General features: G+C 67.4%; 14 protein-coding genes. 2 read left to right on the top strand and 12 right to left on the bottom strand.

Going from position 1 to position 16,125, the window contains the following annotated elements:
- Nucleotides 1–18: 18 nt before the first annotated feature.
- The 10 genes from ISF28_RS25175 to ISF28_RS25130 all read right to left on the bottom strand — a co-directional run bounded on the left by ISF28_RS25175 (nt 19) and on the right by ISF28_RS25130 (nt 13,399).
- Nucleotides 19–651 (bottom strand): response regulator, encoded by a 633-nt coding sequence (locus ISF28_RS25175; RefSeq protein WP_198119923.1) that lies wholly within the window; start codon nt 649–651, stop codon nt 19–21.
- The gene (locus ISF28_RS25170) at nt 648–1,868 is read right to left on the bottom strand and encodes an ATP-binding response regulator (protein WP_198119922.1); all 1,221 of its coding nucleotides are present in this window, start codon (nt 1,866–1,868) and stop codon (nt 648–650) included. The genes ISF28_RS25175 and ISF28_RS25170 overlap by 4 nt, the downstream gene beginning before the upstream one ends.
- Nucleotides 1,858–4,278, bottom strand: a complete 2,421-nt coding sequence (locus tag ISF28_RS25165; RefSeq protein ID WP_198119921.1) for an ATP-binding protein — start codon at nt 4,276–4,278, stop codon at nt 1,858–1,860. Before ISF28_RS25165 ends, ISF28_RS25170 begins: the two co-directional genes overlap by 11 nt.
- Entirely contained in the window at nt 4,275–6,008 is a 1,734-nt protein-coding gene (locus tag ISF28_RS25160) for a putative bifunctional diguanylate cyclase/phosphodiesterase (RefSeq protein WP_198119920.1), read from the bottom strand. The genes ISF28_RS25165 and ISF28_RS25160 overlap by 4 nt, the downstream gene beginning before the upstream one ends.
- Before the next feature lie 231 nt (nt 6,009–6,239).
- The gene (locus ISF28_RS25155) at nt 6,240–8,816 is read right to left on the bottom strand and encodes a TonB-dependent receptor (protein WP_229519373.1); all 2,577 of its coding nucleotides are present in this window, start codon (nt 8,814–8,816) and stop codon (nt 6,240–6,242) included.
- Nucleotides 8,817–8,932: 116 nt separating this feature from the next.
- A complete protein-coding gene (locus ISF28_RS25150) occupies nt 8,933–9,307 on the bottom strand; it encodes an HPF/RaiA family ribosome-associated protein (RefSeq protein ID WP_198119919.1) in 375 nt (124 codons plus the stop codon).
- 69 nt (nt 9,308–9,376) lie between these two features.
- The gene (locus ISF28_RS25145) at nt 9,377–10,078 is read right to left on the bottom strand and encodes a DUF1345 domain-containing protein (protein WP_307727471.1); all 702 of its coding nucleotides are present in this window, start codon (nt 10,076–10,078) and stop codon (nt 9,377–9,379) included.
- Nucleotides 10,075–11,337 carry an MFS transporter gene (locus ISF28_RS25140; RefSeq protein ID WP_198119918.1) on the bottom strand — a complete coding sequence of 421 codons (1,263 nt, stop codon included), beginning with the start codon at nt 11,335–11,337 and terminating at the stop codon, nt 10,075–10,077. The genes ISF28_RS25145 and ISF28_RS25140 overlap by 4 nt, the downstream gene beginning before the upstream one ends.
- A 175-nt stretch (nt 11,338–11,512) precedes the next feature.
- Nucleotides 11,513–12,256, bottom strand: a complete 744-nt coding sequence (locus ISF28_RS25135; protein WP_198119917.1) for a class I SAM-dependent methyltransferase — start codon at nt 12,254–12,256, stop codon at nt 11,513–11,515.
- Nucleotides 12,257–12,370: 114 nt separating this feature from the next.
- Nucleotides 12,371–13,399, bottom strand: a complete 1,029-nt coding sequence (locus tag ISF28_RS25130) for a CDP-6-deoxy-delta-3,4-glucoseen reductase (protein ID WP_198119916.1) — start codon at nt 13,397–13,399, stop codon at nt 12,371–12,373.
- A 95-nt stretch (nt 13,400–13,494) separates the two neighbouring features.
- Between ISF28_RS25130 and ISF28_RS25125 the strand changes: the two genes are divergently transcribed.
- Together ISF28_RS25125 and ISF28_RS25120 are read left to right on the top strand one after the other, a co-directional pair.
- Nucleotides 13,495–14,328: an NAD-dependent epimerase/dehydratase family protein gene (locus ISF28_RS25125; RefSeq protein ID WP_229519372.1), complete on the top strand. Its 834-nt coding sequence runs from the start codon at nt 13,495–13,497 to the stop codon at nt 14,326–14,328.
- Between the two features lie 147 nt (nt 14,329–14,475).
- Nucleotides 14,476–14,739, top strand: coding sequence for a hypothetical protein (locus tag ISF28_RS25120; protein ID WP_198119914.1), 264 nt, complete (start codon nt 14,476–14,478; stop codon nt 14,737–14,739).
- A gap of 121 nt (nt 14,740–14,860) precedes the next feature.
- On the opposite strand, the gene ISF28_RS30740 is transcribed toward ISF28_RS25120, so the two are convergent.
- Together ISF28_RS30740 and ISF28_RS25110 are read right to left on the bottom strand one after the other, a co-directional pair.
- Nucleotides 14,861–15,508: a glycine-rich domain-containing protein gene (locus tag ISF28_RS30740; protein WP_229519371.1), complete on the bottom strand. Its 648-nt coding sequence runs from the start codon at nt 15,506–15,508 to the stop codon at nt 14,861–14,863.
- A 294-nt stretch (nt 15,509–15,802) separates the two neighbouring features.
- Nucleotides 15,803–16,125: sensor histidine kinase (locus tag ISF28_RS25110; RefSeq protein WP_267876981.1), on the bottom strand; the 323-nt coding region annotated here is incomplete at its 5' end.

Raw genomic sequence — 16,125 nt, 5'->3', positions numbered from 1 at the left:
GGCGCGGCATGTCCCGGTTCACTCGGCCAGTCCGTGCATGATGGCGTACCGGACCAGATCCGCGTTGTTCATGAAATTCATCTTCTGCATCAGGTGCGCCTTGTGGCTGCTGACCGTCTTGTTGCTGATCATGAGGTCCGCCGCGATGTCGTTCACGCTGCGGCCGCGCGCCAGCAGCGTGAGGATTTGCGTCTCGCGGCCGGACAGGCGCTCGTGCAGCGGGGCGGCGCCGGGCTGTTCGACGTCGAACACCAGCTGTTCGGCCAGCGTCGGATCGATGAAGCGCCCGCCCGCCGCGGTCTTGCGGACGGCGACGACCAGCATTTCCGGTTCGCTGTCCTTGGTCAGGTAGCCCGAGGCGCCGGCCTTCAGCACCTGGCGCACCACCTGGGGCTCGTTGCGCATGCTCAGCACGAGGATGGGCAGCGCCGGAAAGAGGCCGCGCAGGCGCGTGATGAGGTCGGTGCCGCTCATGCCGGGCATCGCCAGGTCCAGCAGGACGAGATCGACCGGCGTGGCGCGCAGGCACTCGATCGCCTGCATGCCGTTGACGGCCTCGCCGGCCACCTCGATGTCCTTCACCATCGCGAACAGTTGCTTGAGGCCGCCCCGCACGATGGCGTGGTCGTCGGCAATCAGGATGCGTATCATCGCGCCTCCTCCGGTTTCGTGGCCGGCAGCCGGACGCGCAAGGTCGTCCCTTCGCCCGGCACGCTGGCGATGGAAAATTCCCCGCCCAGCATTTCGACGCGCTCGCGCATGCCGACCAGTCCGAATTTGTCGCGCTCGACGTCGTCCGGCGCGAAGCCGCAGCCGTCGTCGCGGACTTCGAGCGTGCATTGGCCGCCGCCGGCCTGCAGCGTCATGCGGACCGCGCTGGCCCGCGCGTGGCGCGTCACGTTCGTCAGCGACTCCTGCGCGACCCGGAAGATCGCCAGCTCGACGCCGTCGCCCAGTCCCAGCGACGGCTCGGGCGCGACGAGTTCGCAATCGATGTCCGAATGGGCGCGGAATTCCTTGACCAGCCATTCCAGCGCCGGCACGACGCCCATGTCGAGCGCGGCCGGCCGCAGGGCCGAGGACACGCCCCGCACGACGCCGATGGTGCGGTCGACCAGCTCGTTCATCTTGCCGACGTGGTGGATCAGGGCCGGATTGTCCTGGCCGAATTCGACGCGCAGCAGCGCGATCTTCATGCGCAGGGCGGTGAGCGCCTGCCCCAGCTCGTCGTGCAGTTCGCGCGCGATGCGCATGCGTTCCTGTTCGCGCGCCCGCTCGCGGTGCGCGGCCAGCTCGCGCACGCGCACGAGCGATTCTTCCAGCCGCCGTTCGCTGTCGCGCAGCGCCGCGGTGCGCTCGGCGACCTGCAGCTCGAGCCCTTCGCGGTAGGCCTGCAATTCGCGCTCGGCGATCTTGCGGTCCTCGATTTCCCGCTGCAGGCGCTCGTTGCGCTCGGCCAGCATCGTCCGCATCTGGCGCAGGTTCAGGTGAGTCCAGGCCCGTGCCGTGACTTCGTCGATCTGGAACGGCTTGGTCACGTAATCGACGGCGCCGGCCTTGAACGCGGCCACCTTGCTATCGATATCGAGCAACGCCGTCATGAAGATGACGGGAATGTCGCGCGTGCCCTCGTCCTGCTGCAGGCGCCGGCACACTTCGAAACCGTCGATGCCGGGCAGCATGACGTCGAGCAGGATCAGGTCCGGATGGACGAAGGTCGCGCGGCCCAGTCCCTCTTCGCCGTCCTGCGCGACGACGACGCGCACGCCGTCGCGCTCGAAGCCCTTGGCGATCACGTCGAGATTGGCGGGCGTGTCGTCGATGATCAGGATCGTCGGCCGCCGCGGGTCCGGCGTGTCAATGTGCATCTATTACCTCATGATATCGTTCGACCAGGGCGAGGATCGCCTTGGATTGATAGCTTCCGGCGAGCTCGACGAGCCGGTCCGCGAACGGATGGTAACGGTCGTCGAGGGTCGCCAGATGCCGCGCGTGGTCGACGATGTCGGCCATGTTGCCGACCATCGCCAACCGGTACAGCAAGTCCATTTCGGCCGGCGGCGGCGGCACCAGGTCCGCGGCCGACCGGCCGCGCGCGGGCAGCAGGCCGGCCGGCGCGCTGTCGATCACCGGCAGGTCGAGCTCGAACCAGAACCGGCTGCCGTGGTCGACGCGGCTTTCGACCCGGATGTCGCCGCCCATCAGCCGCACGAACTGGCTGCTGATGAACAGCCCCAGGCCGGTGCCGCCGAGCTTGCGCTGGTGGTCGCCCGCCTGCTCGAACGGCTCGAAGATCGTGTCGAGCTGGCCGCACTCGATGCCGATCCCGGTGTCTTCCACCTCGAACATCAGCCGGCCCGGCGGCGTGAAGCGCACGCGCAGGACGACGCTGCCCTCGTCGGTGAACTTGACGGCGTTCGACAGCAGGTTGAGCAGGGCCTGGCGCAGGCGCTGCTCGTCGGCGCGGACGATGGCCGGCAGGTCCGGCGGCAGCAGATAGAGGAAGGCGACCTGCTTGCGCTCGGCGCGCACGCGGATCATTTCCGCGATCGTGCGCAGGAATTCCGGCAGCGGCACGTCGGACGGCATCAGTGCGAGCTTGCCGGCCTCGATCTTGGCGGAATCGAGGAAGTCGTCGATCAGCGTCATCAACTGCTCGCCGCTCTTCTGGATGACCAGCAGGCTCGCGGCCTGGTCCGCCGGCAGCACGGCGTCGCGCTGCAGCAGTTGCGTATAGCCGAGGATGGCGTTGAGCGGCGTGCGCAATTCGTGGCTCATCTGCGTGAGGAATTCGCTGCGCTGGCGCGCCAGGCGCTGCAGTTCTGCCGTGCGGGACTGGACGCGCTGCTCGAGGCTGCCGTTCAATTCCTGCAGTTCCGACTGTGACTGGCGCAGCATCCGGTTCGTCGCCGACAGCATGCGGTGCGATTTGCGCAGGCGCACGAGGAAATAGCTCGTGCCCAGGAGGAAGGCGATGCAGGCGCCGAGCACGGTCCACGTCCAGCGCTGTTTCAATTCGCGCTGTTCCAGCTCGAACGCCTGCTGCTCGTTGCGCCGCGCCAGGTCGTCGATCGCGTGCTGCTTGGTCTCGCTTTCGAAGCGCTGCGCCAGTTCGAGCATGCGCGCGCCCGATTTTTCGATCGCCCCCTCGGCGCTCATGGTGGCCGCCTCGACCGACATCTGGTAGGCGCGCCGGTAGTCGCCGCGCGCCGCGTAGACCCCGGCCAGGCGGCGCGCGCTCTCGCTCAGGTAGAGCGGAAAGCCGATGTCCCGGGCGATCCGGTAAGCGCTTTCGGCGTCGGCCCACGCCGGCGCCAGCTGGCCGAGCTGTTCGTACGCCTTGCTGCGCGCGTTGTACGTGAACCACAGGCCGATGCGGTTGTGCTGGCCGAGATAGATCGTTTCGACTTCGTCGTACAAGGGCATCGCCGCCGTCACCGCCTTGCGGCCGCGCAGCCGCTCGGCGAAGTTCAGTGTGCCGAAGCCGATGCCCGTCGACGTGTGCACCGCACGGAACAGGTCGATGGCCTTGCGGATGTCCGCCTCGCCCGTGCGCGGGTCGCCGAGATCGCCCTTGATGTTGCCGATGCCGACCAGCGCATAGCCTTCCTGCAGCCGCAATTGCGCGCCGTGCGCCGTCTCGTACATCTTCGTGTAGTGCTCGAGCGCTTCCTTGCGGCGTCCGCTCAGGTCGTAGGAGATCGCCATGCACTGGTGTGCGTAGGCCAGCTCGAGCGGATCGGCGAAGCGGCGCGCCACTTCCATCTCGCGCATGCACAACGTCACCGATTCGTCGAACTGGCCGATGCGGCGGTACATCATGGCCGTGCGCAGCATCGCTTCGCCCTGCAGGTCGCGCCGGTTCACGCCTTCGAGGACGGTCATGCTGCGCAACGAATACGTGACGATGTCGTCGACCCGGCCGCGGAAGATCGCGTTCACGGACAGGTTGAGATAGGCCTCGGCCTGGCCGGCCCGGTCCTGGACCTGCAACGCCAGCCGCAGGGCCTGCTCGGCATGCTCCTGGGCCTCTTCCGTGTGCGCCTGGTAGACCTCGGCGCGCGCCAGCGCGTTGAGCGCGCGCGCGCGGTCGGCCGGTGTCGCGCCGGGCGGCACGTCCTCGACCAGTTGCGTGGCGCGCCCGTACGCGGCCTGCACGTCGCGCTCGACGAGCAGGCGCATGGCGGCGACGTCCTCGCGCCATGCGTCCAAGGTCAGCGCGCTGGCCGCGCCGCTGAGCGCGAGACAGGCAAGAAACAGGAACAGGTGACGCGTCATGGTCTCCCCTTGGCGTCGCGGTGGGCGCCTGCCGTTGCGGGCATGGTCGGTGCGGATGGTGCGCTTGGCATGATAGCAGGCACGGCCGGGCCCACCGTCAACGGGCCGCCCGCGTTCAGCATCGCGTCGAGGGCCGCGCCCGGCATCGGCACGCCGAACAGGTAGCCTTGCACGAACCAGCAGCCATGGGCCAGCAGATAGTCGACCTGGTCCGTCGTTTCGACGCCTTCCGCGACCACCTGCAGCCGCAGCGCCGCGGCGATCGACAGGATGGCCTTGACCAGTTCGCTCTTGTGGCTGTCGTGCGGGACGTCGCTGACGAACGAGCGGTCGATCTTGATCTGGCTGACCGGAACGCGGTTCAGATAGCCGAGCGCCGAATAGCCGGTGCCGAAGTCGTCGATCGACATCGCGACGCCCAGCGCGTACAAACGGCCGAGGATGCGCGCGATTTCCTCGTCGTTTTCCAACAGCAGGCTTTCCGTGAGTTCCAGCTTCAGCCACGCCGGCCGGCAACCGGTGGCGGCCAGCACGCGCTCGACCGTGGCCGCGAAGTCGTGGCGGATGAACTGGCGCGTCGAGACGTTGACCGACACGGCGATCGGCCGTGCCGACGCGCCGTTCCAGGCGACGGCGGCGCGGCAGGCGGCGTCGAGCACCCATTCGCCGATCTCGACGATCAGGCCGGATTCCTCGGCGATCGGGACGAACTTGTCCGGCGCGACGAATCCATGGCCGGGACGCTGCCAGCGCAGCAGCGCCTCGACGCCGGGGACGCTGCCGTCGCGCAGGTCGACCTGCGGCTGGAAGTACAGTTCGAGTTCGCCGCCGCGCACGGCCTGGTGCAGCGCGGCCGCCATTTCGAGGCGTTCCGACGAGCGCGCCGTCAGTTCGGTCACGTAGAACTGGAACGTATTCTGTCCTGCGCGCCTGGCGTGGGACAGCGCGGCGCCGGCGAAGCGAAATAATTCGTCGATGGCGACGCTGTCGTCCGGATACAGCACGATGCCGATGCGGGCCGGGACGACGACCGCGTGGCCGTCCAGCAGGTACGGCGCGGCCAGCGCGTCGATGAACTTGCGCGCGACGAGGCCGAGCTCGTCCGGACCGCGCGCGCCGGGCAGCAGCACGGCGAATTCGTCCGCGCCCAACCGGGCCACGGTGTCGCAGGTGCCCATCCGGCATTGCAGGCGCATGGCCGACTCGCACAGCAGCGCGTCGCGGGCGCCTTGGCCGAGCGAGTCGTTGACTTCCTCGAGGTGATCCAGGCCGACGACCATGAGCCCGAACTGGTTGCCGGTGCGGGCGCCCTCGGCGATCGCCTGCCGCACGCGATCGGCCAGCAGCGTACGGTTGGGCAGCCCGGTCAGTTCGTCGTACAGCGCCAGCGTGCGGTATTCCGCTTCACGGCGGCGCAGGTCGTCCGTCAGGCGCCGCTGCCGGAGGAACAGGCTGCGCAGCCCGATCGCGTGGCAGGCCAGGGCCAGCGTTCCCGCCAGTCCGGCCGCCAGCAACGTCATCTCCAGTGCCGCGTTCCAGTCCAGGCCGTCGCGGCGCCGGACTCGCAGCAGGAACACGGCGAGCGCGCAGGCGAGCACCAGGATGCTGCCGCCGGCCAGCGCGACGAGGCGCAGCTTGCGCAGGCCCGGGCGCCGCCGCGGCAACGGCAACGGCGACGGCATCGTGTCGCCCTGCGCGAGCAGCGGCACGGCGTCATGCCGGGCTTGCATACCGGCCATCCGCTCGTGCCGGGGACGTGCGCATCCATGGCGTCGGGTTGTCGTATGCGTCGCCGTCGGCCCGTCGTATCGCCATCGTTTCCTCGCCCTCGTCAGTTGCTCGTGTGTGACATCCAGTCATGGCATGAGCTTGCCGCAGAACGCGGCGTTTGAAAATCAGGCGGTCTTGATTCTGGGGTAGGCTTGCATGAAGGAGCCATCAGGAAATCCTGATATGCAAGCCTACAGCCGCAGCATCGCCACGAGGCCGACCTGGCGGTCGTTGATCCAGGCGCCTTGCGGCCGGGTCGGCACCCCGTAGTAGGCCGTGCGCACGGTGCGCAGCAGGTTCGTGCCTTCCAGCGCCAGGCTGACGCGGTCGCTGAGCCGGTAGGTGACCGATGCGTCGAGCCAGCCGTAGCCGCGCAGATACACCGGCAACGCGCCGACGCCGACGACGTTCGTGTACGTGCTCAGGAATTTGCTGCGCCAGTTGTAGGCGACGCGCGCCGACAGCGCGCCCCGTTCGACCATGCCCACCAGGTTGGCGCTGTGCCGGGACAGATTCGGCAGGGGCTGGTCGCCGCCGGCCCCGTCGGACATGGCGCTGTGCACGAAGGTGTAGTTGGCCTGCACGCCGAGTCCCCGCATCCATCCCGGCAGGGTGTCGAAGAATTGCTGGTAGCCCGCTTCGGCCCCCGCGATGCGCGCATCGCGGCCGTTGTGCGGGCGGCTGACCAGGTAGACGGCGCCGTCATGCGTTTCCGGGCCGGCGACGTTGGTGACGAAGCCGTCGACGTGCTTCAGGAAGACCGTCGTGTACATGGACGTCGTCGGACCGGCATAACGTTCGGCCGCCAGGTCGAGGTTGGTGGAATGGACGGCTTGCAGGTCCGGATTGCCGGCGCTGCCCTGGTTCAACGACGGGGTGACGGTATTCGCGACGAGCGTCAGCGAGGGCGACAGTTGATTGAAGTCGGGACGCGTGATCGTCTTCGATGCCGCGCCGCGCAGGTAGAACCCGTCCTGGAGCCGGTAGCGCAGGTTCACGCTCGGCAGTACGTCGGTATGGCTGCTGTCGACGTCGATGGGGGCGAGCGCGCCGGTCGTGGGCACCGCCTGCGAACCGGCCACCCGTTCGCGGGTCCGCACGACCCGCAACCCGGCGTCGCCGTCGACCGCCGCGCCCTGGAATCGCGTCGTCACGTACGCGGCCCGGGTGTCTTCCCGGATCGCCCACAGGCTGAGGGGGCTGGCCGATGGCGGCACCGCCGCCGTGATGCCGAAGGCGCGGCGCAAGCCGATGGCGTCGCGGGCCGTGGCCAGATCGCCGACCAAAAACGTGCCGATGCTCGGCACGCCCTGGCCCGGGAAGAAATCGGCGTACGGGTTCGGCATCACGTATCCCGGCTTGTCGGATGCGGAGAGCCCGCTCACGCCGGTATCCGCGTAGATGAGCCCGGGCGCGTTGCCGGCGCTGCGCCGCGCCAGGCGCACGCCCGCGGACACGGATGCGAAGAACGGATTCTCCAGCCGGTAGGTGCCGTCGATCCGGGCGGCGGTCAGGCCGCCGTCGTAGGGACGCGTGCGGTAGCCGATGCCCGTGTAGCGGTAATTGGCCGGGTCGAGCAGGTTTGTGCCGGCGACGCGGGTGGCCGGGACGGTCGTCGCGACGTCTTGCGTGAACCTGGCGACGGTGCCGGCGAAATACGGGCCGGAAAAGAACAGCTGGTCGGTGCCCGACGTGCGGCTGAGATCGGCCGTGAGCGTCAATGCGCCGCCGGTCCAGCGCCCGCCGGCCGCGATCTGGCGCGTGCGGTCCGTCGTGTCGCGCGCGAAGCTCAGCACGGAAAACGGCGCATCGGTCCAGGTGATGCTCTTCAGGTCCGCCGTGCCGGGAAACAGGACCGGACTGCCCGCGACGAACGTGGGCGCCGCCGAGACGTTGATCTGCTGGGAGTCCTGCACCGTCCTGAATTCGGCGTAGCTGCCTTCGGCATACAGCTCGAGCGCGCGGTCCGGACGCCATTGCAGGGCGAAGCCGCCGGCATTGCGCTCGCGGTCGCCGAGGCTCGTCGTTTCCGACGTGCCGCTGGGTACGACCACGGTCTGCCCGGGAACGACGTCGGTGCGCGCGACCGGGTTGCCGGCCGATTTCTGGTCTTCGCGCCACGCCCGCTTTTGATGGGCGACGTTCACGAGCACGCCGAATTCGCCGCCTGCGGCCGTGGTCCAGCGGTCGCTCGCCATGAAGGACAGTTGCGGCTGCGTGCGCTTGACGAGGTCGCCGCGCACCGCGCGCACCGAACCGGCGATCTGCCGGCCGCTGAAGTCGAACGGGCGGTGCGTGCGCAGGTCGATCGTGCCGCCGACGCCACCTTCGAGCTGGCTGGCGGACGAGGTCTTGTAGACGTCGATGCCGGCTACCAGCTCGGCGGGGATGTCCGCGAAATCCAGGTTGCGGCCCGTACCGGCGGTGAAGACTTCGCGGCCGTTGAGCGTCGTTTCCATTTGCGTGAGACCGCGAATCGCCACGCCCGCGCCTTCGCCGCGGTCGCGCAGGATCTGCACGCCGGTGACGCGCTGCAGCGCATCCGTCACGCTGATGTCGGGTAGTTTGCCGATGTCTTCGGCGACGACGGCATCGACGATGCCGATGCCGTCGCGCTTGATTTCCTGCGCCGACGCCAGGCTGGCGCGTTTGCCGCTGACGACGACGGCCGGGGCGCGTTCCTGCGCAAGGGCAGCGCCGACGTGGCACACGGCCAGTACGGCCATGGCGGACGTCAGGCGTTTCTCGAGTGAAGTTCCTTCTTGCAAGTCATGCTCCCGCGATGCGCGCCGTTCCAGGGTTGCCGCAATATGATGGGGAGCATTCTAACTTACAAGAACGAAATTTTTGAATGTTTTCCGGGCCGCGCCGGCCCGGGCACCGCTCAGGAATCGCTCGCCAGGTCCTTGTCGGACGTCGCGTCCACGGGCAGCGGTTCGTGCTTGTTCTTGTCGTTGAGGCGGCCGATCGCGCTGTCCAGCGCGCGCTTGAGCTTGGTGATGGCGTTCGAGATCGACAGTTGCAGGTTTTCCGCATGCGCATGCACGACGACGGGCGCATAGCCGGCCACGAGCGCTTCCATCATGCAGCCGTTACTGCCGTCTTCGTGCTTTTCGCGGTTTTCGTTCGAGAGGTGGACGTCCACCCGGCGCACGTGGTCGCCGAAACGGCCGAGCGCTTCCTCGACCTGCATGCGGACGCGTTCGTCGAGGCCATGGTGGCGCTGGATGGTGTTGTCGGTGTTGACATTAATTTCCATAAAGTTCTCCCGGAGTAATCATATTTGCACTGATCTTACCACTCCGAGGGGGAACGGCGCGCGTGCGCCTCAGGAATTCACGAGACTGGCCGCGATGTTCACCGACAGGCCGAGGATGACGAGGTTGAAGAAGAAGGCGAGCACGCAGTGGCCCAGCACGAGCTTGCGCATGCCGCGCGTCTTGATCGTCACGTCCGAGGTCTGGACGGCGACGGACAGCGTGAACGAGAAGTACAGGAAGTCCCAGTAGTTCGGCTGGGTGTGCTGGTCGGGGAATTCCAGCGGCAGCGCGTGCTTGCCGGCGGTGTAGTAGATGTGCGCGTAATGAAAGCAGTACATGACGCCGACCAGCAGCCAGGACCCGACCACGGTCAGCGCCGTGAACGCGTAGTGCATGGCCTTCACGTGGTCCGACGCGTCCTTCACGTGCGCCAGTTCCGTCACGATGGCGTACACGCTCAGGACCGCGCCGGCGATGACGGCGCCCAGCACGGCGCCGCCGCGTTCGTCCTGCCGCTCGGCGATTGCGCGTACCCGGCTGTGGTCGGCCCGGAACATCGTCCAGGTCATCGTCAGCAGGTACGACCACACGCCGCCGTTCCAGCCGATCAGGGCGCGCCGCACGCCGCTGTAATCGCCCGGGACCAGCAACCCGATCACCACGCCGAGCGCCAGCGCGCCGACCAGGTAGGGCCGGCTGCGGATGAAGCGGGTCAGGAAGCCGGGCTGCTCCGGCGGACGGGCGTCGTGGGGAAAGGGCTGGTCCATCATCCGACCTTGGCTTGCGCGGCGTGTTCCGCGTCATGGTGCGGGAAGCGGTCCATGCGCGACAGCACGGGGAACAGCTTCATCCACGTGCCGGTGACGACCAGGGTGGCAACGCCGCCGAACACGATCGCGCGCACGAGCCCGAACCAGCTCGCGGTGAGGCCGGATTCGAATTCGCCCAGCTCGTTCGAGGCGCCGATGAACACGGCGTTGACGGCGCTGACGCGGCCGCGGATCTCGTCCGGCGTCTCGTACTGGACGAGCAGGTGGCGGATGTACACGCTCACCATGTCGCCCGCGCCCAGCAGGAACAGGGCGCCGAGGGCGACGTAGAAGCTGTTCGTCACGCCCATCGTGACGGTCGCCGCGCCGAACAGGGCGACGCCGCCGAACATCCAGGCGCCGACCTTGCGCGTGATGGGCCAGAACGCCAGCGCGACCGAGCACAGGGCGGCGCCGGCGCCGGGCGCCGTGCGCAACAGGCCCAGGCTCGTCGGTCCGGCACGCAGCACGTCGTGGGCGTAGGCGGGCAGCAGGGCGGTGGCGCCGCCGAACAGCACGGCGAACAGGTCCAGCGAGATCGCGCCCAGCACGATGGGGCGCGACCGCACGAAACGCAGCCCCTCGAGCAGCGTGTGCCAGCTGACGGGCGCTTTGTTCATCGCCTGCGGCGCGCTCTTCGTGCGCGCCATCAGCAGCACGGCGACGACGAACAGGGTGCTCGACACGGCGTACACGACGTTCGGTCCGAACACGTACAACAGACCACCCAGCACCGGACCGGCGATCACGGCCACCTGGAACGAGGACGAGCCGAGCGCCACGGCCTGCGAGAAGTCCCGCGCGGAGACGAGGTTGCGCAGCGCGGCCTGCGCGGCCGGCTGGATGAAGGCGCGCGCGCTGCCGAACAGCACGAGCACGGCGTACACGGGCCACACGGTGGTGCTGCCGGACAGCGTGAAGGCGACGAGCAGCAGGCTGCACAGCAGCTGGGTGCCCATGCACGCGAGGACGATGTTGCGGCGGTTGTGCGTGTCGGCCACGTGGCCGGCCCACAGGATCAGCAGCAGGAAGGGCGCGAACTGGGCGAGGCCGATGAGGCCGAGGTCGAACAGGCTGTGGGTGATCTGGTAGACCTGCCAACCGACGGCCACGCTCTGCATCTGGACGGCGAGCGTGCCGAGGAAGCGCGAGGACAGGTAGAGCGAGACGTTGGGGTTGCGCAGGACCGCAAGGCGGCCTGTCGGGGAAAGGACGGACATAGGTTGGGTGAGGGGACTGGCGGGAATGCAACCCTCATTGTGCCTGATGTCGGTGAAACGCGCTGTCTTGACGGCCGCGTGCCCACCCTACGGTGACACGTATCACACACCGCATGCGTGCGTCGCCGCTATTCGTAGGGTGGGCGGCCCTCCGCCCACCATGCATGCCGCGAAATTATTTTTTGACGAACCGGATCGCGAACTTGTCGTCCGGCGCACCGTTCATTTCGAAGAACGCCTTCTCGCGCGGGTCGGACGGCGCGCGCAGGTAGTCGCTGCGGGCGTCGACCTTGAAGCCGGCTTTCGTCACCTCGTCGACCACCGTGTCCTCGTCGATGCGGTGCAGCGTCTTCGTGACCGACAGGCCCGCGCCCTTCTTGGCCGAGTTGTCGACGATGACGAGATGACCGCCCGGCTTCAGCGCGTCGTACAGGTGCTTGTTCATCGCGGCGCGGTCGGTCGGCGTGTTCACGATGTCGTGGTACGACATGTTGATGGTGATGAGGTCCAGCGGCGGCGTGCCTTTCGGGACCGGATCGTCGAAGGACGCCACGACGGCATGCAGGTTCGGCACCGTGGCCTTGCCCAGGCGCATGTCGAGCTTGGGATTCGGCTTGCTGTTCTGGGCCCAGACTTCGCCCTTGCTGCCCACGGCCGCCGCCAGCAGGGCCGCGGTGGCGCCGCCGCCGGACGCGACGTCGAACACCTTCATGCCCGGCTTCACTTCGGCGAACGTCAGGAACTCGCCCGACTTGCGGTGGGCGTCGGCCTTGCGGTCGGCGTCGGTGCGCAGCGGGCTGGCGAGGACGGATTGCCAGTGCGTGCCGGCCTGGTCGTCCGCGCGGGCAGGCAGGGCGCCCGTCAGCAGGGCGGCCGACAGGGCGAGCAGGACCGGGGCACAGCGGAGCGTCTTATGCATTTGTTTGACCCTTTCGTGTTGGGACCGGCCGGGCGCGGCCGGGGCAACCGGGAACATACCGCAAATTCTTGTCGAGATGTACAAGAATCGCGTGCATACACGCCGTGCCGGGCGTCAGGGCTGGGCCAGGTCGGCTTCCGTCGTGAAGGCGTCGGCGTAGAACTCGTCGGCCGGCAGGCCGCACCGTTCGACGTAGTCGCGCCGCGCGGAATCGACCATGATCGGCGCGCCGCACGCATACACCTGGTGGCGGGACAGGTCGGGAATGTCCTGCATGACGGCCGCGTGGACGAAGCCGGTGCGGCCGGCCCAGGCGTCTTCCGGCAGTGCGTCCGAGATCACGGGCACGTAGGTGAAATGCGGCAGCTCGCGCGCCCATTGTTCGCACAATGCGTGCATGTACAGATCCTGCGGCCGGCGCCCGCCCCAGTACAGCGCGACGGGGCGTTCCGACTTCAGGTGGATCATGTGTTCGACGAGCGCCTTGACGGGCGCGAAGCCGGTGCCCGACGCCAGCAGCACGATCGGCTTGCTTGACTCCTCGCGCAGGAAGAACGTGCCCAGCGGGCCTTCGAAGCGCAGGATGTCGCGTTCCTTCATCGCCCCGAACACGTGGTCCGTGAACACGCCGCCCGGCAAATGGCGGATGTGCAGTTCGAGCGGACCGCCCAGCGACGGCGCGCTGGCGATGCTGTAGGCGCGGCGCTTACCGTCCTTGAGCATGAATTCGATGTACTGGCCGGCGCGGTAGGCGAGGGCTTCGTTGGCGGGCAGCTGCAGCGTGAGGATGGCCACGTCCGGCGCGGCGCGGCGGATGGCGGTGACACGGGTCGGCATCTTGCGCACCGGGTACTCGCTGCTGCCGCTCACTTCGCGCGCTTCGATCACCAGGTCGCCCTCGGGGACGGCGCAGCACATCAGCGCATAGCCCTGCACCTTCTCTTGCTCGGACAGGGCGCGCGCCTGGTGCGGCTTGTGCTGGATCGTCCCTGCGACGACCTTGCCCTTGCAGGAACCGCAGGCGCCGTTCTTGCAGCCGTACGGCAGGCCGACGCCGGAGCGGATCGCGGCCGCCAACACGGTTTCGTCCGCGTCGCAGTCGTAGTGGTGGCCGCTGGGCTGGACAGTGATCTGAAACGTCATACAATCCTCGAATGGATACAAAAAACAATGTTACAAAAAACAATGTCAGGTTCAACAAGCCGCGCCTCCTGATCGTGGGTTGCGGCGACGTCGGCATGCGTCTGCTGCCGCTGGTGCGTGCGCGCTTCCGCGTGTTCGCGGTGACGAGCCGGCCGGACCGCTGCGCGGCACTGCGCGCGGCGGGCGCCGTCCCGATCGTGGCCGACCTGGACCGGCCCGAGACGCTGGCGCGCCTGGCCGGATTGGCGCAGCGGGTCGTCCATCTTGCGCCGCCGCAGCAGGAGGGCGCGCTCGATTTGCGCACGCGCAATTTGACCGCCATTCTACCCGAGGGCGCGCGGGTGGTTTATGTCAGTACCTCGGGCGTCTACGGCGACCGCGGCGGCGCACCGACGCCCGAGACGACCCCGGTGGCCCCGCGCAACGCGAGGGCGCGCCGCCGCGTCGACGCCGAGCGTGTGCTGCGCGCCTGGGCCGTGGCGAGCGGCGGCAAGGTGGCGATCCTGCGCGCGCCCGGTATCTACGCGGCCGATCGCCTGCCCATCGAACGACTGCAGCGTGGCACGCCGGCGCTGGCGCACGAGGACGACGTGTACACCAACCACATCCACGCCGACGACCTGGCGCGCCTGTGCGCGCTGGCGCTGTTCCGCGCGCGGCCGGGGCGGGTCTACAACGCGTCCGACGATTCGCGCCTGAAGATGGGGGAGTATTTCGACCTCGTGGCCGACGCCTTCGGCCTCGCCCGGCCGCCGCGCCTGGCGCGCGCGCAGCTGGAGCAGACCGTGTCGCCGCTGCTGCTGTCGTTCATGTCGGAATCGCGCCGGCTGGACAACCGCCGCATCGGCACGGAACTGCGCGCCCGCCTGCTGCATCCCCGCGTCGAGGGGGCCGTCGCCGCGCTGGCCGCCGAAATAAGGGCGGCTTAAGCATTTCGCAACTAATCCATGTATCATTTTGGTTCGCCGTAGAGCGACCATACAAATACTCTAAATTTCCCGAAACTGGCTGATTTTCCATTACCCGTCATGGGGTCGTGGAAATTTCCCATGGATGTCACAAACGAAGGAACAAGCATGCCCATCAGACGCATACCTGAGGGGGCCGAGTATGACCCGAACCGGGTACTCGATGCCATCATCAGCAAACTCAAGCTCAAGAACGACGCCGCGCTGTCGCGCCTGTTGGAAGTCGCGCCGCCCGTGATCAGCAAGATCCGCCACAACACGCTGCCGATCGGCGCCACCATCCTGTTGCGCATGCACGAGGTGTCCGACTTCAGCATCCGCGAGCTGCGCGCCCTGATGGTGCGGACGGACGGCGTGGCCGTGCCCGCCTGATTTCACGCGGAGACGGCCACAAAAAAGATCCGCCCCGGCGCAAGGGACGGATCAGACCGGCGCGGCCAGCGAGGGGCGGGCGCGCCAGGAGCACCGCGAGACGTGATGACGTCCCCGTACCTCAGGCAGCGGCCATGCCGACGGCATGGTCGGCGCGGTTGATCACCTTGTCGATGTGCGGGCTGGCGCACCATGCCGTGTTGTCGGCGCGGTTGATCACCTTGTCGATGTGCGGGCTGGCACACCATGCCGTGTTGTCGGCGCGGTTGATCACCTTGTCGATGTGCGGGCTGGCGCACCATGCCGTGTTGTCGGCGTGGTTGATCACCTTGTCGATGTGCGGGCTGGCGCACCATGCGGTCGCGCCGTCCGCGGCCTCGGCGATGGCACCCGGATAGGCTTCCCCGAACGTCGCTTCATAGAGCGTGCGCATGCGCTCGCCGCTGTCGAGGCGGAATTGATCGTCCTCTTCGCCATGCATGCCGACGTAAGGATAGTGGTGCAGGAAGTAGCCGAACACCTGCTCGCAGTCGGCGGCGTATTTCATCGTGTCGAGGATGTGGTAGTGCCAGAACGTGTCGACGTCGACCAGCGGCGCGGTGTCCTCGTTCGGGTGCATCTTCATCAGGCACAGGAAGCGGCGGTATTCCTTTTCCACGGCATTGGCCTTTTCCAGGCTCCAGCCCTGGCCGGACGCGTGCATCAGTTTCATCTTGATCGGTTCCAGGTCGAGTTGCATCACAGCGGTAAACAGGTCGTTGTTGTTCATGGTTATCCTCGTATTGATATGGTTGAGTACTGTTAGCCCTAGTTTTGGTTATCAGCGGTGAAATGGCTACTTGCAACAATAAATTCACTAAGCATGTGATGACATCAGGCAACGCATTGCTGAATTTGCCGATATGTCTTACACGTGCTCAATGTAGTTGAAGAAATTCACCGAGTTCTTGATATTTGTCAAAAGAACAATAAATGTTAATCGCTTGGCTACACAACATTGGAAAGGTGGAGTAGGGCTATCCATGAAGGTCGCCGGACATGAGGGCGGGCGAAGAGAACAGCGTCAGATGACGGCCGAACCCGAGCCATGTTCCTGCTGCTGGGAGTGGACGGGCTCGGGCATGCCGATGACGGGCGCCGACACCATCACGGTGGTGCCGCCGTCCGGCTCGCTGAACACGGCGCAGGTGCCGCCGAGGATGACGATGCGCTCCTCGATGCCGACCAGGCCGAACGAACCGTATTTATTGCGCCCGCCAGGCGGCAGGCCGCAACCGTTGTCGCGCACCGTCAGCGTCAGCCAGCCGCCGTTCAGCCGTAACTCCACCTTCACCCGCGTCGCGTTGGCGTGCCGGACGATGTTCGTGAGCGACTCCTGCAGGATGC

It is taken from the genome of Massilia rhizosphaerae (assembly GCF_016093545.1).
GTDB lineage: Bacteria > Pseudomonadota > Gammaproteobacteria > Burkholderiales > Burkholderiaceae_D > Telluria > Telluria rhizosphaerae.
This window is presented reverse-complemented; position numbering and strand designations above follow the sequence as displayed.